This is a genomic window from Pseudoduganella sp. RAF53_2, assembly GCF_052113985.1.
Taxonomy (GTDB): domain Bacteria; phylum Pseudomonadota; class Gammaproteobacteria; order Burkholderiales; family Burkholderiaceae_D; genus Rugamonas.
The window spans coordinates 1-20,358 of the sequence record NZ_JBFRDW010000022.1; the positions used below are offsets into that span (position 1 = coordinate 1).

At 63.2% G+C, this 20,358-nt stretch carries 20 protein-coding genes and 1 tRNA gene; 12 read left to right on the plus strand and 9 right to left on the minus strand.

The window, feature by feature from the left end; all coding sequences use genetic code 11:
- Positions 1–913: chemotaxis protein CheB (locus AB4Z11_RS02595; protein WP_442022639.1), on the minus strand; the 913-nt coding region annotated here is incomplete at its 3' end.
- Between the two features lie 105 nt (positions 914–1,018).
- Here AB4Z11_RS02595 and AB4Z11_RS02600 point away from each other — a divergent pair.
- A complete protein-coding gene (locus AB4Z11_RS02600; protein WP_442022641.1) occupies positions 1,019–1,978 on the plus strand; it encodes a gamma-glutamyl-gamma-aminobutyrate hydrolase family protein in 960 nt (319 codons plus the stop codon).
- Between the two features lie 9 nt (positions 1,979–1,987).
- Here the strand turns inward: AB4Z11_RS02600 and AB4Z11_RS02605 are convergent, their stop codons facing one another.
- The 3 genes from AB4Z11_RS02605 to AB4Z11_RS02615 all read right to left on the minus strand — a co-directional run bounded on the left by AB4Z11_RS02605 (position 1,988) and on the right by AB4Z11_RS02615 (position 4,618).
- Positions 1,988–2,185: a hypothetical protein gene (locus AB4Z11_RS02605; RefSeq protein WP_442022643.1), complete on the minus strand. Its 198-nt coding sequence runs from the start codon at positions 2,183–2,185 to the stop codon at positions 1,988–1,990.
- 124 nt (positions 2,186–2,309) lie between these two features.
- A complete protein-coding gene (locus AB4Z11_RS02610; RefSeq protein WP_442022645.1) occupies positions 2,310–3,434 on the minus strand; it encodes a YbdK family carboxylate-amine ligase in 1,125 nt (374 codons plus the stop codon).
- Positions 3,434–4,618: a cation:proton antiporter gene (locus tag AB4Z11_RS02615; RefSeq protein WP_442022647.1), complete on the minus strand. Its 1,185-nt coding sequence runs from the start codon at positions 4,616–4,618 to the stop codon at positions 3,434–3,436. The genes AB4Z11_RS02610 and AB4Z11_RS02615 overlap by 1 nt, the downstream gene beginning before the upstream one ends.
- Positions 4,619–4,750: 132 nt before the next feature.
- On the opposite strand from AB4Z11_RS02615, the gene AB4Z11_RS02620 reads away from it, so the two are divergent.
- Genes AB4Z11_RS02620 through fghA form a run of 4 tightly spaced genes read left to right on the plus strand, consistent with a single transcriptional unit; the run spans position 4,751 to position 6,522 of the window.
- A complete protein-coding gene (locus tag AB4Z11_RS02620; protein ID WP_442022649.1) occupies positions 4,751–5,134 on the plus strand; it encodes a hypothetical protein in 384 nt (127 codons plus the stop codon).
- Positions 5,135–5,136: 2 nt separating this feature from the next.
- A complete protein-coding gene (locus AB4Z11_RS02625; RefSeq protein WP_442022650.1) occupies positions 5,137–5,394 on the plus strand; it encodes a DUF5985 family protein in 258 nt (85 codons plus the stop codon).
- A complete protein-coding gene (locus tag AB4Z11_RS02630; RefSeq protein WP_442022651.1) occupies positions 5,394–5,657 on the plus strand; it encodes a DUF5985 family protein in 264 nt (87 codons plus the stop codon). The genes AB4Z11_RS02625 and AB4Z11_RS02630 overlap by 1 nt, the downstream gene beginning before the upstream one ends.
- A gap of 13 nt (positions 5,658–5,670) precedes the next feature.
- Complete coding sequence (gene fghA, locus AB4Z11_RS02635; protein ID WP_442022652.1) at positions 5,671–6,522, plus strand: S-formylglutathione hydrolase; 852 nt, start codon at positions 5,671–5,673, stop codon at positions 6,520–6,522.
- A 33-nt stretch (positions 6,523–6,555) separates the two neighbouring features.
- Here fghA and AB4Z11_RS02640 read toward each other — a convergent pair whose 3' ends face one another.
- On the minus strand, positions 6,556–7,509 hold the full coding sequence (locus AB4Z11_RS02640; protein ID WP_442022653.1) for a chemotaxis protein: 954 nt from the start codon (positions 7,507–7,509) through the stop codon (positions 6,556–6,558).
- A 128-nt stretch (positions 7,510–7,637) separates the two neighbouring features.
- Positions 7,638–7,713: transfer RNA gene (locus AB4Z11_RS02645), tRNA-Gly, on the minus strand.
- Positions 7,714–7,804: 91 nt separating this feature from the next.
- On the opposite strand from AB4Z11_RS02645, the gene AB4Z11_RS02650 reads away from it, so the two are divergent.
- The 4 genes from AB4Z11_RS02650 (at position 7,805) to AB4Z11_RS02665 (ending at position 12,671) form a co-directional block, all read left to right on the plus strand.
- Positions 7,805–9,445: a Na+/H+ antiporter gene (locus AB4Z11_RS02650; RefSeq protein ID WP_442022654.1), complete on the plus strand. Its 1,641-nt coding sequence runs from the start codon at positions 7,805–7,807 to the stop codon at positions 9,443–9,445.
- Positions 9,445–10,650 (plus strand): sensor histidine kinase, encoded by a 1,206-nt coding sequence (locus tag AB4Z11_RS02655; protein WP_442022655.1) that lies wholly within the window; start codon positions 9,445–9,447, stop codon positions 10,648–10,650. Before AB4Z11_RS02650 ends, AB4Z11_RS02655 begins: the two co-directional genes overlap by 1 nt.
- The gene (locus AB4Z11_RS02660) at positions 10,638–11,408 is read left to right on the plus strand and encodes a LytR/AlgR family response regulator transcription factor (protein WP_442022656.1); all 771 of its coding nucleotides are present in this window, start codon (positions 10,638–10,640) and stop codon (positions 11,406–11,408) included. Before AB4Z11_RS02655 ends, AB4Z11_RS02660 begins: the two co-directional genes overlap by 13 nt.
- Before the next feature lie 111 nt (positions 11,409–11,519).
- Positions 11,520–12,671: an acyltransferase family protein gene (locus tag AB4Z11_RS02665; RefSeq protein ID WP_442022657.1), complete on the plus strand. Its 1,152-nt coding sequence runs from the start codon at positions 11,520–11,522 to the stop codon at positions 12,669–12,671.
- Here AB4Z11_RS02665 and AB4Z11_RS02670 read toward each other — a convergent pair.
- Together AB4Z11_RS02670 and AB4Z11_RS02675 are read right to left on the minus strand one after the other, a co-directional pair.
- The gene (locus AB4Z11_RS02670) at positions 12,668–13,597 is read right to left on the minus strand and encodes a sensor domain-containing diguanylate cyclase (RefSeq protein WP_442022658.1); all 930 of its coding nucleotides are present in this window, start codon (positions 13,595–13,597) and stop codon (positions 12,668–12,670) included. The genes AB4Z11_RS02665 and AB4Z11_RS02670 overlap by 4 nt on opposite strands.
- A gap of 64 nt (positions 13,598–13,661) precedes the next feature.
- A complete protein-coding gene (locus AB4Z11_RS02675; protein ID WP_442022659.1) occupies positions 13,662–16,043 on the minus strand; it encodes a penicillin acylase family protein in 2,382 nt (793 codons plus the stop codon).
- Positions 16,044–16,154: 111 nt separating this feature from the next.
- Here AB4Z11_RS02675 and AB4Z11_RS02680 point away from each other — a divergent pair, with 111 nt between their 5' ends.
- The 3 genes from AB4Z11_RS02680 to AB4Z11_RS02690 are packed head-to-tail and all read left to right on the plus strand — an operon-like array spanning position 16,155 to position 17,919.
- Positions 16,155–16,649, plus strand: a complete 495-nt coding sequence (locus AB4Z11_RS02680; protein WP_442022660.1) for a GAF domain-containing protein — start codon at positions 16,155–16,157, stop codon at positions 16,647–16,649.
- Positions 16,642–17,022, plus strand: coding sequence for a response regulator (locus AB4Z11_RS02685; RefSeq protein WP_442022661.1), 381 nt, complete (start codon positions 16,642–16,644; stop codon positions 17,020–17,022). The genes AB4Z11_RS02680 and AB4Z11_RS02685 overlap by 8 nt, the downstream gene beginning before the upstream one ends.
- 9 nt (positions 17,023–17,031) lie before the next feature.
- Positions 17,032–17,919 carry a dienelactone hydrolase family protein gene (locus AB4Z11_RS02690; protein ID WP_442022662.1) on the plus strand — a complete coding sequence of 296 codons (888 nt, stop codon included), beginning with the start codon at positions 17,032–17,034 and terminating at the stop codon, positions 17,917–17,919.
- On the opposite strand, the gene AB4Z11_RS02695 is transcribed toward AB4Z11_RS02690, so the two are convergent.
- Positions 17,909–20,358, minus strand: a 2,450-nt coding sequence (locus AB4Z11_RS02695; RefSeq protein WP_442022663.1) for an EAL domain-containing protein, incomplete at its 5' end; no start/stop codon positions are given. The two genes, AB4Z11_RS02690 and AB4Z11_RS02695, sit on opposite strands and share 11 nt — an antisense overlap.

Here is a 20,358-nt window from a genome sequence, read left to right on the forward strand (position 1 = left end):
TGGTGACGCCGATCAGCATATCCTGCAACAGCGCCTTGAATTCGCCCTGCTCCTTTTCCAGCAGCACGCAGTATTCCGGCAGCGAAGTCACACCGCGCACCTGCAGGCGGCGCTCGATGCGGCGCAGCACCGTGGCGCGCTTGTAGTGACGGAAGTCATGCCCGGTGTTCGCGTACAGCATGGTGATCACGCGCTGCAAGGCTTCCTCATCGTTGTGGCGCGCTTCGTCCACCGGTTCGGCGGACACACTGCGTTCGCCGTCGCCGACGTCAGGCAGGTGGATCTGGCGGGCGGTGCTCCACAGCTCGATCAGCTTTTTCGGAATCTCGGTGACCGGCAGCACGAAGTCCACCATTTCGGTGGCGATGGCGGCGCTGGGCATGCCCTCATGCTCGGCGTCTGCCGGGTCCTGGGCCAGCGTCAGGCCGCCCTGCTCCTTGATACGCTCCAGTCCTACGGCGCCATCCGAGCCTGTGCCGGAAAGCACCACGGCAATCGCGCGCTCGCGGTGCACTTCGGCCAGGGTGCGGAAGAACACATCGATGGCAATGTGCTGTCCATGCGGTTTTTCCAGGTCGCTCAGGGTCAGCACACCGTCGTTCATCGACATATGCTTGTTGGGCGGGATCACGTACACGTGTTCCCGCTCGATCGCCACGCTGCCCGTCACCTGGATCACCGGCATTTTGGTCGCGCGCTGCAGCACGTTGTCGGCCGAACTCTGATGCTTGGGCGAGAGATGCAGGATCACCACGAATGCCATGCCATTATCGGCAGGCATATTTTCCAGAAACTTGATCAGCGCCGGCAAACCGCCGGCGGATGCGCCCAATCCCACCACGGGGAACGGAAGATGGCTCGGCGCCAGTTGCGGCATATTGCGGGTGCGGCCATCGTCACTGCTGAGGGACATATAAGTATCGTTTATAAAGATAGCTGAAATTGAAAGTCTAACCGATAATCGGGCGACCCGGCATCTCATCCTATGGTAAAACGATAAGCCTAAGGAGCCATAAAAATGAGCACAGGAGATCACGAGCCGCGCCGCCAGGACCGGCGTGCCAGCGACCGCGAACACCATCGCCGCAAGGAGGATACGCCGCGCTATCTCGATCCCGGCGAAACGATATGGAGCCTTTGGTGGCGCGTCCTCAAGGCACGCTACCAGCGCATTGCCGCCAAGGCCACCCGGCACGTGATGCAACGCCCCCTGCGCATCGGCATCTCGGCCCGCATCTACCATCCGGAGCCGGGCGCCACGGGCCTGCGCAGCAAGAATCTGCAATATCTGGAGGAGTCCATCGCGCAGTGGGTGATGTCGCGCGATGTGCTGGTATTCATGGTGCCCACCGTGAACACGGAAGGCTTGCTCCACCCTTCCAATATCCGCCTGCGCGACTATGCCAAGCACCTCGATGGGCTGGTGCTGCAAGGCGGGGCCGACGTTTCGCCCACCAGCTATGCGGAAGCGCCTACGCGGCCGGAATGGAGCGGCGACCGGGCGCGCGATATGTACGAGCTGGAACTGCTGCATGAATTCGTGGAAGCGGGCAAGCCCGTGCTGGGCATTTGCCGCGGCTGCCAGCTGATCAATGTGGCGTTCGGCGGCACGCTGTACCAGGATATTGCGACCGATGTGCCGGACGCGCACGAGCACGTGTCCGATCTGTACGACCGGCACCGGCATGAGGTCACCTTCCCGGAGGGATCGTCGCTGGCTTCCATGTTCCGGGGCCAGGAGCGCGGGCTGGTCAACTCGATCCACCATCAGGCCGTGAAATCGCTGGGCAAGGACATGCAGATCGAAGCCCTGTCCTATCCCGACAAGATGATCGAGGCGATCCGCTACCGCAAGGCGCCATTCGTCATGGGCCTGCAATGGCACCCCGAGTTCCACCGCGCAGGAGGGGTGGAACTACTGGACTGCACCGCCATTCTCGACAATTTCCTGCGCGTGGCGAGGGAGACGCGGTTCTGAAACCGCCGCCTAGGCGGGTTTGGCCCGGGCGCGTTTGCGCAGCTTGCGCAATTTACCCAATGTCACCGACGGCAATTCCGGCTTTTCCGGTTCGGCTTCATAACGGGCATTGACGTACACATTCAGCCGGTCGCCACGCCTTGGATTATCGTCTTCATCAACGGAATCCGGCAGCCTGACCGACAGGCTTTTCGTTTCGACTTCCATAAACCTCTCCTTCGAACCTACCACCAGCTTATGGGCTTCTTGATGGCCCTTCCGTTCGCGCACGAACAGAGCTGTCGGTAAATTTTACACCCGGCGGAGAGTTGTTGTCAAAATTTACACTTAATTACATGATGCTCCCACGGAAACGGCTCAGGGCCGCATCCACTACGCCCTCCACGCTGCCGCTGGCGTTGAACTGGTCGCGCAGATAATGCGCGTCGCTGCCCGTATGAGTGACTTGCACCAGATGATTCAGTGCCGCGCTGCCACCCAGGTTTTCCGCGTATTGGTCCATGCGCCGCAGTGTGGTCAGGATATCTTCGCGCAGCGACAGGCTTTCGTAAGTCTTGGGATGGACCACGGTGCCATCCAGGCCAAAGCGGCACGCCTGGAAACGGTTGTAGTTGTAGACCAGGTAGTCGTCTTCCACCGGCGGCGCCTCGCGCCGGTCCAGCAGATAGGCGCACAGGGCTTGCAGATAGCAGGCCAGCGCCGCCGCCCGCTCCACGGTCAGCGGCGTGTCGCATACCCGCAGCTCGATGGTGCCGTATTCGGGCTTGGGGCGGATGTCCCAGTAAAAGTCCTTCATCGACTTGATCACCCCCGTGTGCTCCATCTTCGAGAAGTAGCTGTGCTCGAACTCGTCCCAGCTCAGCAGGAACGGCGCGCGGCCCGACATCGGGAAGGCGAACACGGAATTCAGGCGCGCCGAATTGAACAGCGTATCGGCGCCCTGCACATAGGGTGAGGATGCGGACAGCGCGATGAAGTGCGGCACGTAGCGGCTCAGCGAATGCAGCAGGAACAACGCATCGTCGCCATTGCCGCAGCCGATGTGCACGTGCTGGCCGAAGATGGTGAACTGCTTGGCCAGATAGCCATACAGCGCCGATACTTCCTTGAAGCGCGGCTTGGAGAAGATACGGCGCTCGCGCCATTTCTGGAACGGATGGGTGCCCCCGCCGCAGATGCCGATGTTCAGCGTATCGGCTGCCTGCACCAGGGTGTCGCGCGTCAGCTGCAACTGCGCCACCAGCTCATTATGTTTGGTGTGCACGTCCGAGTTAATCTCGATCATGCTCTCGGTGATTTCCGGCGTCACGTGGCCGGGGAAGGGCTTACGCTCCAGCAGGTGCAGCAGGTCCGGGCTGGCGCCGGTCAGGTCGTAGTCGGACAGGCTGACCAGCTGCAGCTCCAGCTCAACGCCCATGGTCAGGCGCTGCGATTGTTTGAATGGTTCCAAGGGCATCAGTCTTCCTCCTTTGCCGTCTCGCGGGCCCAGATCAGCGCGCGCTGCGTGATGATGGGGCCGATCACTTCCATGAACAGCGTCATCGCGGCCAGCGCGGACAGCTCATCGACCAGCACAATGCCCATATACTTGGTTTGTTCCAGTAGCAGGATCACGAACACCGACATGGGCGACATCGCCACGCCGATCAGCGCGCCCTTGCGCCACGAGATGCCGCCCACATGGGCGAACACCGCCACCGCCGCAGTCTTCACCACAAAGCGCGCCGCCAGCAGAATCAGGCCCAGCGCCGCACCGCTCAGCACGCGGTCCCAATCCAGCGTGGACACCGCAAACACGAACAGCAGCACGGTCAGCACTTCGCCAATCGCGCCGAAGTTGCGCTGGGTGCGCGCGAACGAAACGCGGCGATGGCGCGCCGTCAGGCCAAAGGTCAAGGTGGCCAGCACCGGCGACAGGTCGGCCGCATGCGTAATAGACACCAGCAGCATCACCACCAGTGCAAAGGCGACCGTGCCGTCGCGCGCCAGCGTGCCAAGGCCGCGCAGCACGGCCGGCACCAGCATGCCGAAGATCGCACCCAGCAAGGCCGAAGCCACCAGTTCGATCAGGCTGTGCGAGGCGGCCTGCGTCAAGCTACCGGAAGTCTGGAACACCCAGAAGCCGACAATCACTTTAAATACGAACACGGCCAGCACGGAATTCATGGCGACCAGGTGCAGTACACGCTCCGTCACCTGGCCGGAGCTGCGCTCCTCGTTAATCACGCGCAGCACACCGGCCGGCGAGCTGGACATGGCCAGCGACGCCAGCAGCAGCGCCGTCAACGGCGGCATGCCCTGCAGGTGGGAGATGAAATAAACCACGCCAAAGGTGGCGCAGGATTCAACCAGACCACTGATGGCAATCCACGGATTCACGCGCAGCCAGCGCAGGTTCACGCGATAGCCAAACTCAAACAGAATTAAACCGAAGGCGACATTGGCCAGCATGGTGACTGGCGTACCGCTGTCGGTCGCAAACAGGTCCGGCAAGGCTTGCGCACCAAGGAAGCCGGCCAGGCCGTACACGCTGATGCGCGGTACGCCAGTCCAGCGGTGCACGAACTCACCAGCCAACCAGGCGAGCAGCACAGCGAGGGGCCATGCAAGCTCGGAAGAGATGATCAAAATATCGGGCATGTATTACCTCCGCCCCGCACTATATTGCAGATTGAAAAATCATGTCGCACTTCTTTCCAATCGAAAACACCTTTTCTGAATGATTGGGTTATATTGACGCCTTTCACAACCAGTGCCGGGACTGCAATAATCGTGGACTCCTCCACCATTCCAGACGATGTGCGCCGCTTCATCTTGCAGTGCGTGCCATCCGTACCTTATCTGGAAGCGATCACGCTCATGTCGGCCAATCCCGGCGCCGCATGGGATGCGCCACGGCTCGCACAACGTCTGTACCTGGACGACAAGCGTGCGGCCGTCCTGCTCAATCAGCTGCGCGCCGGCGGCATCGCGCGGCAGGATGCGGACGGCAGGTGGCTTTACGATCCAGCCTCGCCAGACCTGGCAGAGCTGCTGCGGCGGCTGGTGGATGTTTATTCCCGCAACCTGATCGAAGTCAGCACCCTGGTTCATTCGAAGAGCAATCGCAAGGCACGGCTCTTTGCCGACGCCTTCATCTGGCGAAAGGATGAATGACAATGTCCGCCCTCACCTATACGCTTTGCGCCATCACAGCCCTGGCCTGCGCCGCGCTGCTGCTGCGCGCCTTCTCCCGTTCACGGCAACGCCTGCTGCTGTGGAGCGGCCTGTGTTTCACCGGGCTGTTCATCAGCAATGTGCTGCTGGTGGCGGACCGCCTGTTCCTGCCCGACCAGGACCTGGCGACGCTGCGCCTGTGCGTCACGCTGGTGTCGCTGCTACCCTTGTTGTATGGCCTGGTCTGGGAGGATGATTGATGCACGTGAATAGTTTGCTGTCCGGCGCCATCATCATGGCCTCGTTGACCATCGGCCTGTTTTTCCTGCGCTACTGGCGCAGTACCGGCGACCGCTTCTTTCTGTACTTCGCGCTGTCGTTCGGGCTGATGGCGCTTGAGCGCGTGATCGGCCATGCTTTTAAACTGACCAGCGAAGAYGTGCCCCAGCTCTACCTGATCCGGCTGGTATCGTATGCTCTGATTCTGATTGCCGTCGTGCGCAAGAACCGGCGCACGCATTGAGGAGAACACAAAAATGGAAATGATCAGCGAGCATGCCTGTTTCGGCGGCATCCAGCGCTTCTACAAACACGATTCGGAGGCCATCGGACTGCCGATGCGCTTCTCCGTCTACATTCCCGCGCAGGCCCAGGGCCAGCGCCTGCCTGCCCTCTTCTATCTGGCAGGCCTGACCTGCACGGAAGAGACTTTCCCGACCAAGGCCGGGGCGCAGCGCTTCGCCGCCGAGGAAGGCATCATCCTGGTTTCGCCGGACACCAGCCCGCGCGGCACCGGCATTGAAAACGAAAGCAAGGACTGGGACTTCGGCGCCGGCGCGGGTTTCTATCTGGACGCGACGCAGGAGCCATGGCGCAACCACTACCGCATGGAGAGCTATATCCACGAGCTGCGCGCATTGGTTGTCGATGAACTGCCGATTGACGGCAATCGCATCGGCATCTTCGGCCACTCGATGGGTGGCCACGGCGCGCTGACGCTGGCTCTGCGCCGGCCGGACCTGTTCCGCAGCGTGTCGGCGTTCGCGCCCATCGCTGCGCCAACCTTGTGCCCATGGGGACAGAACGCATTCAAGGGTTATCTGGGAGAAGACGCCGCGCAATGGGCCAGGCACGATGCCAGCATCCTGATGGCGCGCGCGGAAACGGCCCCGTTCCCGCAGGGGATTCTGATCGACCAGGGCATGGCCGACAAATTCCTGCAGGAGCAGCTGTATCCGGAAATGTTCGAGGRGGCTTGCCACAAGGCCGGGCAGCCGCTGGAACTGCGGCGGCACGCGGCTTATGACCACGGCTACTACTTCATCTCAAGCTTCATTGCCGACCATGTGCGATTCCATAGCCGGCAGCTGAAGTCGGCGGATCAATGATCCGCCCTACCTGACTACATCCGCCCTACCTGACTACTTGACCAATACTTTGCGGATGGTCCCGGCCAGGTCTTCGGCAACGAACTTGGCCACGTAAGCATCGGCGCCAACGCCGCGTACGTGGTCTTCGTTGGTCTTGCCCGACAGCGATGAGTGAATCACCACCGGGATCTTGCTGAAGCGGGCGTCCTGCTTGACCAGCCGGGTCAGCGTGAAGCCGTCCATCTCCGGCATTTCCAGGTCAGTCAGCACCAGCGCTACCCGGTCTTCGACGGGGATGCCTTCAGCCTTGCAGCCTTCAGCGATGGCTTGCAGTTTTTCCCAGGCTTCCTTGCCGGTCTTCAGCATCACGTACGGCGCGCCCATGGCTTCCAGGCCGCGCTCGATCAGGTTGCGCGCGACCACGGAATCGTCGGCGGCCAGAATCATGGTGCCCGGTTTCAGCGGCAGCTTGCCGACGGATTCTTCGTTGATCTCTTCGCTTTCGGCCGGCATCATCTTGCGCAGGATGGTTTCCACGTCCAGCACCTGTGCCAGGCGTGTGGTGTGGGTGTCGCCATCCAGGCGCGCGATGCTGGTCACCATGCCGCCCGCGTTGCTGCCTTCGGCGCTCAGCACCTGGCTCCAGTCCAGACGCACGATCTCGTCCACCGACTCGACCGCGAAGGCCTGGGTGGTGCGCGCGAACTCGGTCACCAGCATGATGTTCAGGCCCGTCTTCGGCTTCACGCCAACGATCGATGGCAGGTCCATCACGGGAATGATCTGGCCGCGCAGATTCACCACGCCCAACATGTGTGGCTGCGAACCGGCGACTGCGGTAACCTGCGGCATGGCCACGATCTCGCGGATCTTGAACACGTTGATGCCATACAGTTCCGAATGCTCGCCCTTGTCGTCCGCGCCGAGGCGGAACAGCAGCAGTTCGAATTTATTGGAGTTTGTAAGGTTGCTACGCTCGTCAACTTCTTGTTGAACGGAATTCATGTTGCTGACTCCAATTTGAAGAATGTTTCGGCAGTATAACGGGGATTACACACGAATTCGGCGGACTGAGGGGCGGATACAACGGCCCAACGCAAAAAGGACGCACGGGGCGTCCTTTTCTGGAATTCTGGAGCGGGAAAAGAGTCTCGAACTCTCGACCTCAACCTTGGCAAGGTTGCGCTCTACCAACTGAGCTATTCCCGCAGAAGAGACGCAATTATGACAGAAGCATTTCAAAAAAACCAGTCCCTTGCACACTGGCAGGATTAGCAATGTTTCCTACTATAATGGTCCGATGGATTCCATTGAAATTGTTCTGACCATGCTGCTGGCGGTGATCGCCAGCGCTTACCTGGTCCGCGTGCTGCCCATCTCGATCCCGCTGCCGCTGGCCCAGATCGGCCTGGGCGCCATTATCTCTACGTTCACCGGCCACGGTATCCAGCTCGATCCCGAGCTGTTCTTCCTGCTCTTCCTGCCGCCGCTGCTGTTCCTGGATGGCTGGCGCATTCCCAATAGTGGACTGGTGCGCGACCGCGTCGTGATCCTCGAACTGGCTTTCGGCCTGGTGCTATTCACGGTGCTGGGCGCGGGCTACCTGATCCACCTGATGATTCCCGCCATGCCGCTGCCGGTGGCGTTCGCACTGGCGGCGGTGGTATCACCGACCGATCCGGTGGCCATCTCCGCGCTGAAGTCGCGCGCGCCGATGCCCAAACGTCTGATGCACATCCTCGAAGGCGAGGCCCTGCTGAACGATGCGAGTGGCCTGGTGTGCTTCCGTTTCGCCGTGGCCGCCGCGGCAACCGGCACCTTCTCCATCGCGGAGGCCTCGCTGACCTTCGCCTGGCTGGCGATTGCCGGTATTGCCATCGGCGTCGGCGTGACCTGGGTGGTCAGCCACTTCCAGGGCCATCTGACGGCACGCTTCGGCGAGCCGGCCGGTTCGCCGATTCTTATCAGCCTGCTGATTCCGTTTGGCGCTTACATGCTGGCCGAGTTCGTGCACGCTTCGCCGATTCTCGCGGCTGTGGCGGCGGGCATCACCATGAGCTTCGTGGAGCTGAACGGCCAGGCGCTGGCGGCCACCCGCATCCAGCGCACCGCCGTGTGGGACACCATGCAGTTCGCGCTGCACGGCGTGATGTTCGTGCTGCTTGGCGAGCAGCTACCCGATATCCTGCGCGGCGCCGGCGATTCGATCGAGGAAGTCGGCCACGAAAGCCGCTGGTGGCTGGTTTATTACGCTTTCGTGATCAGTGCGGGCCTGCTGATTCTGCGCTTTGTATGGGTGTGGGCGACTTTGCGCATCACCCTGTACCGCCGCAACAAGAATGATCCGTCGGCCACCGTGCGTCCGCATTGGCGCCTGCTGCTGGCGACTTCGCTGGCCGGTGCACGCGGTGCGATCACGCTGGCCGGTGTGATGACCCTGCCGCTGACGCTACCCAATGGCCAGGACTTCCCGGCACGCGATCTGACGATTCTGCTGGCCAGCACGGTGATCCTGCTATCGCTGGTGATGGCGGGGGTAGGCTTGCCGCGCCTGCTGGGCGGCATGAGCTTCCCCGAAGAGCCGGCTGACCGCCAGCAGGAAGACCTGGCGCGCCGCGCGGCGGCGACGGCGGCCATTGCCGCCATCGAGAAGGCGCAGCTGGATCTGATGCCGCATTCGGATGATCCGGACTGCTATCCGCAAGCGGCGGCGCGCGTGATGTCGCTGTATGAGCACCGCCTGAACGTCGCCAGCCAGGATGAGGACGACAGCGCGGCCCACTACCGCAAGCTGGACAAGGCGGAACGCAAGCTGCGCCTGGCCGCCATCAAGGCGGAGCGCCAGGCCATCTTCGAACTGGCGCGCCAGTACCATATTTCGGACGAGATCGCGCGCAAGATCGTGCGCGAGATCGACCTGGTCGAAGCGCGCCACCGCTGATGCTGAACCGCGCCCGCCTCTCGCTGGTCGTCGCCTGGCTGCTGTTCTGGGCCATGATGGTCGCTACGGCGGTGCAGGATTTCGTCCGGCACGACCGCGGAGATTTGTGGCAGCCGATTTTATGGGAATGCTCATCGCTGCTGGTCGCCACCTTGCTGCTGGGGGCGCAGCGCTACTTCACGGCCCGTTACGATCATCTGGTTGCCACGCCATGGCGCTGGTTCGCGCGGCAGGCGCCGTGGCTGTTAATGTGGTGGGCGCTCTTCATGCCGATGGCGTTTGGCATCCGCCATGGCGTGTATGCGCTGATGGGCCGGACGTATTATCACGAGCCGTGGCTGCAGACATACTTCTATGAAGACGTGAAGATCTCGGTCTTCGTGACGCTGTTCACGCTGGTCACGTTTGGCGTGTTGTCCTTTGTCCGTGCGGAGCGCACCAACGCCCTGCTGCGCGCCGCGCAGCTGCAGCAGCTGACGCAGCAGATCCAGCCGCATTTTCTCTTCAACGCGCTGAACACGATTTCCTCGCTGATGCATACCGACGTGGCGCGTGCCGATGCGACGCTGATTCAGCTGTCCGACATGCTGCGCGCTACGCTCGAGGTCAGCGGCGAGCAGACTGCGCCGTTGTCCACCGAACTGCGTTTGCTGCGCGGTTATGCACGGCTGATGGAGGAGCGCTTCGTCGACCGGATTTCCATTGCCTGGGCGATTGACGAGGAACTGAGCGACTGCCACGTACCGGTCATGAGCCTGCAGCCTCTTCTCGAAAACGTCTTCAAACACACCGTCGAACGCCGCCGCGGCCTGACCCGCATCACCATCATCGCCCGCCGCGAAGGCCCCCGCCTCGTCCTCGCCATCAGCGACGATGCCGGCCACCTGCCCGCCACCCCACCCGCGCCCGCGGCCCCGGGCACGCCGTCCCCGGCCAGCGCGCGCTCAGGTACGACGATTTCCRCGTCTGCGGCTGCGGGCGCGTCCGCGTCTGCGGCGGCCGGCACGTCCACGTCTGCAGAACGCTTTTGCGCGTCAAGCGGCGGTGCGGAGGCTGCGGCGGTGCTCAACGGCGCGAGCGGAGTTGGCTTGCGCAATATCCGCGAGCGCCTGGAAGCGCTGTATGGCGGCCTTGCTACGCTGGAGCTGAGCCAGCTCGAACCGGCGGGGGTGCGCGCTGAGATGAGGATTCCATGCGCGTCCTGATCGTCGACGATGAACGCCCGGCGCGCGACAAGCTGCGCCGCCTGCTGGAGACTGAATCCGACATCACGGCCATCGGCGAAGCACGTGACGGGGTGGAAGCCATCGAACAAGTGGCAGCCTTCGCGCCCGACGCCATCTTTCTGGACGTGCAAATGCCCGAGGTGAGCGGCCTGGAAGTTGCCGCCTCCCTGCCCGACCCCGCACCGTTGCTGGTGTTCGCCACCGCCTTCGACGAATACGCAATCAAGGCGTTCGACGCCAATGCGATCGATTACCTGCTCAAGCCCTTCGACCAGGCGCGCCTGCGACGCGCCCTGCAGCGCCTGCGCGAACGCCTGGCCGCGCGCCGCGCCGCCGCCCCGGACGCGTCCGGAGCGCATGCCACAGCCGTGCCGCTCGCAAATGCCGTGCCGCCAGTATCGCCTGCCTGGCCGCCGCCGCAGCAGCTGATGGTCACCGAGCGCGGCACCACGCGCATTGTGCGTGTCGACGACATCCAGTGGCTGGAGACTGCCGACAACTACGTGGTCCTGCACACCGCCACCAGCGCCCCGCTGCTGCGTCAAACGCTGGGCAACCTGCTCGACACGCTGGGCCCGGCCTTTCAGCGCTGCCACCGCCGCGCTGCCGTGCAACTGGCGTGGATCGACCGCATCGAAGCCTCGCCCAAGGGCGACGGCGAAGTCCTGCTACGCGGCGGCGCCCGCGCCCCGCTGAGCCGCCAGTTCCGCCAGGATCTGCTGTCCGCCCTCGGCTAGCGCCTCTGGCCGCCGACTCGCCCCACGGCACGCCCCACTCACCCCATATCGCTCGCGTGGCGAACCGCCCGCCGGTACGCTGGTCACATCACCAACCTGAGGACCACCGCCATGCACAACAAGAGACTGTATTTCCTGGACTGGATTCGCATCATCGCCTTCTTCCTGCTGATCCTCTTCCACACCGGTATGTATTACGTCACCTGGGGCTGGCACGTTAAAAGTCCCAATGCCAGCGACGCCATCGAACCGCTGATGATGCTGTCCTCGCCCTGGCGCATGACCCTGCTATTCCTGGTATCCGGCGTGGCCGCCTGCCACTTGCTGGACAAACTTGGCACAACACAATTCGCCCGCCAGCGCAGCTTCCGCCTGCTGGTGCCGCTGGTGTTCGGCATGTTCTTCATCGTGCCGCCGCAGTCGTATTTCGAAGTGGTCGAAAAGCTCAACTACGCCGGCAGCTTCAGCGATTTCATGCATCTCTACGTGACCGGCTACCACGGCTTCTGCAATAAGGATGGTTGCCTGACCATCCCCACCTGGAACCACCTCTGGTTCCTGCCCTATCTGTGGGCCTACACCATGATCCTGGCTGTCGTCGGCACCAAACGTGGCGGTGAAGCGCTGGCGAAGCTGCTGACCGGCTGGCGCCTGATCGTCCTGCCTGCCGCCCTGCTGGCCGTGATTCGCATGACGCTGATGCCGATCTTCGACACCACCCACGACCTGATTCATGACTGGGCCATGCACGCCGGCTACTTCAGTATCTTCATGATGGGCGCCCTGCTGGCCAAGCAGCCGCAATTCTGGGAAGCCACAGAACGTGCCCGCTTCCCCGCCCTGGGCATCGCCTTCGCATGCTGGGCATGTTTCGTCTGCTACTACTCGCTGCCGGAAAGCATGCAGGACGCCCTGAACACCATGCGCACCGTCTACGCCCTGTGTCAGTGGAGCGCCATCGTCGCCGTCTGCGGCTTCGGACGCCGCCATCTCAACTTCGACAGCGCCAAACGCCGCTACCTGACCGAAGCCGTGTTCCCGATCTATATCCTGCACCAGACGCTGATCGTATGCTTCGCGCATAGCCTGAAAGTGGCGCATATCGCACCGGCGATCGAATACCTGGTGCTGGTCGTGCTGACCACCACCACCAGCTTCGGCATCTTCGAGATTGTGCGCCGCGTACCGCTGCTGCGTCCCTGCTTCGGACTGCCGCGCACCGAGAAAACGGCGGTCCTGCCGGCCGCCGTCGTAGTGAATTAATTCAGGACCTTGCGCGTGCGCTTGGCGCGGTACATCTCGGCATCGRCAATCGCCAGTGCCTCTTCCAGATCGTAACCCGCCTTGCGCATCGCCATCCCCAGCGAAGCACGCACGTCATAGCCCGCCAGGGTTTCCTGCACACGCAGCAGCATGGCCTGGGCATCGAAGTAATCGCATTCCACCATCAGCATCGCAAATTCATCGCCGCCCATGCGCGCTACCACGTCGGAACCGCGGGTGACATCCTTCAGCGCCTTGCTGCAGCGGATCAGCAGCGCATCGCCGGAGGCATAGCCTTGCGTATCGTTGTAGAACTTGAGATCGTCGAGATCGATCGATACCACGCAAGCCTGATGGCCGTAGCGGCTGCAGCGCTCTTCTTCACGCGCCACCAGCAAGTCCCAGCCGCGGCGGTTGTACAGGCCGGTGAGTTCATCGCGCGTCGCATCGACGTCGGCCCGTTCGGCCTTGCGCAAAGCCTCGGTCGCATTCAATTCGGCTTCCAGCAAGCCGCCCAGCAGATCGGCCATCAGCTTCACYATGTCCTGGTCCTCGCGGATGCGTTCCGGCTGCGGCTCGGGATCGATGGCGCACAAGGTGCCGAACAGCGTACCGTCGGCACGGCGCAGCGGCACGCCGACATAGGCGCCAATCTGCATTTCACCAGTGATCGGGGCGGCTGCATAAGCCGCCTCTTTCTTCACATCGGGCGCGATATTCGGGCCCTGGCCTTCCACCATGCGAGCGCACAGCGACTCGGCCCAACCATAGGACTTACCGGGCTGGACGCCATAACCGTGATCGTCCGAAAACAGGACCACCCAGTTATCCCCGTCGGTGCGGGTGACCATCCATAATTTGAATCCCAGGCGCTGGCGCAGGAACTGCAGGGTCGCCCGGGAAGCTGTCGCGAAATCGTTGATCATGCTTGCCTCATCCATGGAGTTCTGACGCGAAACACCATTATGCACCCAAAAGAAGCGTACGGAACTACTTCGTGAACGTGAGCATGTGGCGCGCGGGACCAGGCAGCAACGGTTCAGGACGTCCGGCAACCCAATCCTCATGTCCGGCCAGGAAGAACGGCGACAAAGGATGGCCACTCTGCCCGCCCGGCATATTGAACAAGCCCTGTTCCTCCTTGCCCGGCGTGACTGTCATGCGCTCGGACTGGCCGAAATTCGGACCGGCCACGCGCGGCATATTGCTATCACCAGGCAACTGGTCGGCTGGCACGGACAGCCACTTGCGCAGCGGCCCCAGCGAACCGGCAATCGGATGCGCCATGGCCGCCGTATTACGCTCGCCCCAGGAATGGGCCGCCAGCGGTTTGCCATCCCTGGACAGGTTGGCGATGGCGCGGTCGATGGCCGCCAGCTGCAAAGCCTTCCAGTCCGGGTATTGTTTCGGCAGCCAGCCTGCAGGCTGTTCGTCCAGCAGCCGCGCCACCACGGCCGGCCAGCGCCGCGAAGCCGCTGCCGCATCGCCATCGAAGCGCCCCATATCCGCATTGGCGCCGCCGTACAGCACTTCGTACATCGACCACATGAAGGCGCGTGCCGCACGGTAGCCCACCGCGTCCACGCTGGCATGGCCGGACCAGCTGTTCTTCAGCAGCCGCGCCAGTTCGGCGCGCTGCGGATTGCCTGCCACGGCCTGATCATCCAGCACGGCCAGGGCACGGTCGCGCCACTTGCCCATGAAGATGGCGCGGTCGTCCAGCATCACGCTGTAGACGCCCTGCTCATTGGTTTTCGGTCCCAGCGCGGTCAGGCTGTCGCGCGCTTGATGCGCGCGCGCACCAAGATCGAAGCCGCCATCGCCTATCAGCTCGGCGCCGGCGCCCAGTAACTGCTGGTTATTTGCCGTGACCAACTGGCCAGTGGCCGGGCTGCGCTGCACCGGATACTCCTTCGCCGGCAGTAGGCCTTGCCAACCGCCCGTCCCGCCTTGCAGCGGGAAAGTTGGATCGGCGCCGCCTTTCGCGCGGCGTACCAGCGGACCGGCAATCGTCCAGCCGATATTGCCGCTGGCGTCGCCCGCCACCATATTCTGGGCCGGGATGCCGACCGTCGGCGCCAGCGCCAAAGCCTGGTCCAGCGAAGTGACCAGCTCCATGCGGCGCAAATTCATGTTCACGGCTTGCAGCTCGTGCGCCACCCAATGCACGGCATAGGGCTTGCCCTTGCCTTCCATGATCGGGCCCTGCGAGGTTTCACGCACCGCCAGGTGGACGGCTGGCGCGCCTTTCACCAGAATGCTTTCAACATGCACGGCCGGCGTTTCCCAGCCACCGGCGACTTGCACCTTGCCGGGATGGGCAGAGTCCTCTGCCACTGGCACAAAGTCCATGTAGTCGCCATAACTGTTGGTGAAGCCCCAGGCCACATGGCCATTGCTGCCCGCCACAATGGCCGGAACGCCGGGCAGAGTTACGCCGATCACGCGGCGCGTGCCGCCATTGTCGCCGGGGATGTGCAGCTGCATGCGGTACCAGGTATTCGGCAGCTTGATCCCCAGGTGCATATCGTCGGACACGATGGCGCCGCCATTGGCGCTGCGGCTGCCCGCCACCGCCCAGTTATTGCTGCCCACGCCGTCGACGAAATCGATCATGGCAATCTGCACCGGATCTTTCGGCACGTTCTGGCCCCACCATGCGGGGGCTTCGGCTGGAATGGGCGCGGCCGGTGCGGGCACGCTGGCCGCATCCAGTGGCGCATCCCATTGCGTGGATTCGGGCAGCAGGAAGGCCAGTTGTTCCGGCGTGGTGTGTTCCTTCATCCAGCCGCGCGACAGCTCGCGCGAACCCTGGCCGCCTTGCAGATCGAAATACATGGCCCATGCCACCAGCAGCGAGTCTTCCGGCAGCCAGGCGCGCGGCGCCACGCCCACCAGGCCGTACTCGAAGGGACGGGTGCCGAGCGCATTCAAGCCATCGTTGACGCCCGCCGTATAGCGTTCCAGCAGAAGGCGCTCAGACTGCGGCAGTCCAAGCAGGGCCAGTGAAGCGCGCGCGCGGAAGCGGTGCAGCCGATGCGCCTTGTCGACCCCAAGGGCCTTTTCGCCGAACAGTTCGGCCAGTTCACCAGCCGCGACGCGGCGCAGCAAATCCATCTGGAAGAAGCGGTCCTGGGCATGCACAAAGCCGGTGGCGTAGGCCACGTCGTCGCGGTCGCCGCCGGACACGGTCGGCACGCCGAGCGCATCCCGCGCCACGGTGACCGTGCCGCTCAGGCTTGCGACATTGCGCCTGCCATCCAGTTCGGCCAGGCTGCCGCGCAGGAAGAACCACAACCCCAACAGCGCCAGCAGCAGGACAACCAGTATGCCCAGCCCGATCCGCTTGAGCCAGATGCCCAGCTTTTGCATGCATTCCCTCTTTATTATTGCGTTGCGGGGAATCTTGCCAGAAATCCAATTGAAACGGGAGTAAAAAAGTGTAAGCGCCATTCTTTAACCAGCTCATGCTACATTGCTCACATGATCCCTGCCCCCACTCCTGAAAACGAAGCCGGGCGCATCGCGGCCCTGTATGCGGCCCTGCTGCTGGACACTCCTCGTGAGGAGCGCTTCGACAAGATCGTGGAATTCGCGGCCCGCGAGTTCGACGTCCCTATTGCCCTGATCTCCCTGATCGACAGCGACCGCCAGTGGTTCAAGGCCGCCGTCGGCCTGGGCGAGGTGTGCCAGACCGGCCGCGATATCTCCTTCTGCGGCCACGCCATCATGCGCAACGACATCATGGTGATCCCGGATGCGCTGCAAGATCCGCGCTTTGCCGACAACCCGCTGGTAACGGACTGGCCGCACATCCGCTTCTACGCGGGCGCCCCGCTGATCCAGCGCGACGACTATGCGCTGGGCACCTTGTGCGTGATCGACACCAAACCGCGCCAGTTCGACGATGTGGAGCTGGCCATCCTGTCCACCTTGCGCGGACTGCTGATGCAGGAACTGGAGGGTGGCAATGGCTGAACAGAATATGCTGCTGGTGGAACCTGAAACCATGCTGCGCCGGACCGTGGCCATGACCGCCCGCTCGCTGGGGATGGCGCATATCCACGAAGCGGCCAGCGTGACCATGGCGCGCGAGCTGCTGCGCCACCAGAAGTTTGACGGCGCCGTGATCGCCATCGATGCGGGCGGCGGGCATGACCTGTCCCTGCTTGACCAGCTACGCCAGGGCCGCACGCTGAGCAAGGCCACCATTCCGGTCGCGGTGCTGGCCGAACAGTGCGACGGCACGCTGCTGGCCGCGCTGCGCGAGCGCGGCGTGAACCGCGTTATACTCAAGCCCTTCCGCGCACGCACCCTGCTCGACTGTTTTTCCGCACTGGCTCAAGGATAGGAGAATTGGATGGCACGCCTGACCGCAAAAGACTTTGATCCGGAAGTTCTGAAGCTGTTCGACCAATACGTGCATGGCCAGTTGAGCCGGCGCGATTTCATCTCCTCCGCTGCGCGCTATGCGGTGGCCGGCGCCACGGGCGCCAGTCTGCTGGCAGCCCTGTCACCTAGCTTTGCCGCGCAACAGGTCGCGCCCACCGATGCGCGCATCAAGGCCAGCTATGTGGAGTTCCCATCGCCGCAAGGCTACGGCAAGCTGCGCGGCTATCTGGCGCAGCCCGCGGCGCCCACCGGCAAGCTGCCCGCCGTGCTGGTGGTGCATGAGAACCGCGGCCTGAATCCGCATATCGAAGACATCGCCCGCCGCCTTGCCCTGGATGGCTTCCTGGCGTTTGCGCCGGATGCCCTGTTCCCGCTGGGCGGCTATCCCGGCGACGAAGACAAGGCGCGCGAACTGTTCCCCAAACTGGACCAGACCAAGACCCGCGCCGATTTCGTCACCGCCGTTCAGATCCTGAAAGCCCATCCGGCCGCCAATGGCAAGGTGGGCGTGGTCGGCTTCTGTTACGGCGGCGGCATTGCGAACTACCTGGCCACGGTAGTACCGGACCTCGCAGCCGCCGTGCCTTTCTACGGCAGCCAGCCGCCCGCCGGCGAGGCGGTAAAAATCAAGGCGCCGCTGCTGATCCACGATGCCGAAAAGGACACGCGCATCCTGGCCGGCTGGCCCGCCTACGAGGCCGCATTGAAAGCCGCGCACGTCAAATACGAACACTTCGTCTACCCCGGCACCGAGCATGGCTTCAATAACGACACCACGCCGCGCTACGACGAAGCGGCTGCCACGCTGGCCTGGCAGCGCACCGTCGATTTCCTGAAGCAGAAGCTCAGTACGTAAGCTCGGAAAGCGATGCACCGCGCATCAGGCTGTGGTAGCGGAAGGCTTCGCGCACATTCTCGCGCAAGGTCTGGTCGTCCCAGGGCTTGGTGTAGAACCGGTAGATTTCCCCGCGGTTGATGGCGTTCAGCACCGTATCCAGCTCCGTGTAGCCGGACAGGATGATGCGCACCGTGCCTGGATACAGCTTCTTCACGCGACTGAGGAATTCGGTGCCGTTCATGGACGGCATGCGCTGGTCGCTGATGACCACCTGCACCTCGTGCAAGGCCAGATGGGCAAAAGCCTCTTCCGCCGTGTTGGCAGTGAGGATCTGATAACCGTCGCGCCGCAGCAGCCGGGTTAAGGCAGACACGATATTCGGCTCGTCATCCAGCAGCAGCAAAGTGCCGCTGGATGCAGTGGCGGCAGGCCGCGCCGCATGCAGCGATTCCTTGGCCAGCAGCGCGGCGAGAGCGTCGGCATCGACCGGGCGGCTGAGGAAATAGCCCTGCGCCTCATCGCAGCCGAAGCGCCGCAGATAAGACAGCTGGGCTTCCGTTTCGACACCCTCGGCCACCACGCGGAAGTCCAGACTGTGGCCCAGCGCAATCACGCTGCGCACGATGGCCGCCACGGCTGGCGCGCCCAGCATCTCGCGCACGAAGCTCTGGTCGATCTTGAGGTAATCAATGGGGAACAGCTTCAGATAAGCCAGGCTGGAATAGCCGGTGCCGAAATCGTCGATGGCCAAGCTCACGCCGACGGCCTTCAGGCGGCGGATGGTCGCCACGGCCGATTCGGCGTCGTGCATCATCATGCTCTCGGTCAGTTCCAGTTCGAGGCTGCTGGCCTGCAGGCCGGTTTCCTGCAGCGCCGCTACCACTTCATCGACCAGTCCCTTGTCGCGGAACTGCCGTGCCGACACGTTGACCGCCACCCGCACCGGCGGCAAGCCCGCGTCCAGCCAGGCGCGGTTCTGCGCGCAGGCAGTGTGGATCACCCAGCGGCCGATATCCACGATCAGGCCCGTTTCTTCCGCCACGCCGATGAAACGGGCCGGCGACACCAGGCCAAGCGTTGGATGGCGCCAGCGGATCAAGGCTTCCACGCCCATGATTTCGCCGGTATCCACGCCGGCCTTGGGCTGGTATTGCAGGAAGAATTCGTTACGCGCCAGCGCGCCGCGCAGCTCGCCCTCGATCACGGCCCGCTCCACCACCCGCGCATGCATGGCGGCCTCGTAAAACTGCAACTGGTTGCGGCCCGCTTCCTTGGCGCGGTACATCGCAATGTCCGCGTGGCGCATCAGGAGCTGGGCGTCCGTGCCATCGGCAGGGAATACGCTCACCCCCATCGAGCAGCTGACGGCCACTTCCTGCCCTGCCAGTTGCACCGGCTCCGACACAACGGACAACAGGTGCTGCAGCATGGTCTGCGGCGGCGCAGTCTGGGTGCCGGTCAGCAGCACCAGAACGAATTCGTCGCCGCCCAGCCTTGCCACGGTGTCCGTCTCGCGCACGGATGCGCGCAGACGGCCTGCCACGGTGCACAGCAGCTCATCGCCCGCCGCGTGGCCCAGGTTATCGTTGACCAGCTTGAAGTTGTCCAGGTCAAGGAAAACGACCCATACGGTATGCGCGTAACGCTGGGCGTAGCCGATGGCTTGCGCCAGCCGGTCGGCGCACAGATTGCGGTTCGGCAGCCCGGTCAATGCGTCATGGCTGGCCTGGTATTCGAGCTGGGCCTGATAGTCCATGGTGGACGTCATATCCGTCAGCACGCAAACGCGGTGGCTGACTTCACCCGTGGGGCTGCGCACTGGCGCCACACGCAATTGCGCCCAGTACAGCGAACCGTCGCGATGCTGGGCGTGCACCATCAGCGTCACGTCGGACTGGGCGCGCATGGCGTCGTGCACCGCAGCCTTGCTGTCGTCGCCGTCATTCGTCAACAACTGTTCCAGGCTGCGTCCGCGCACCTCTTCCGGGCTGTAGCCGCATAACTGGAACAACGCCGTGTTGGCGTACTCAATGGTGTCCAGATCTTCGCCAACGGCCGTGATGGCGATCGCGCTGGAACTGGCATCGAGCGCGCGGTCGTGCAGCTGCAGCGCGCGTTCCACCTGCTTGCGCTCGGTGATGTCTTCGATCGTACCCAGCACGCCGATGGTATTTCCCGCTACATCATGCAGCGGCAGTTTGTTGATCAGGAACCAGTGCAGCGAGCCATCCGCGAACGGCAGATGATCTTCGCGGTTCAGGGAGGGCTCGCCGCTGCTGATGATCTGGCGGTCCTCGGCGCGGATACGCTCCGCATTGTGCGACCAGGGGAAATCGAAATCGCTCTTGCCCGCCACCTCCTCGCGCGAGCGCAGGCCGGCCGCACGCGCAAACACGTCGTTGCAGCCCTGGTAGCGCAGCTCCAGGTCTTTCCAGAAGATCTGGTGCGGAATATGGT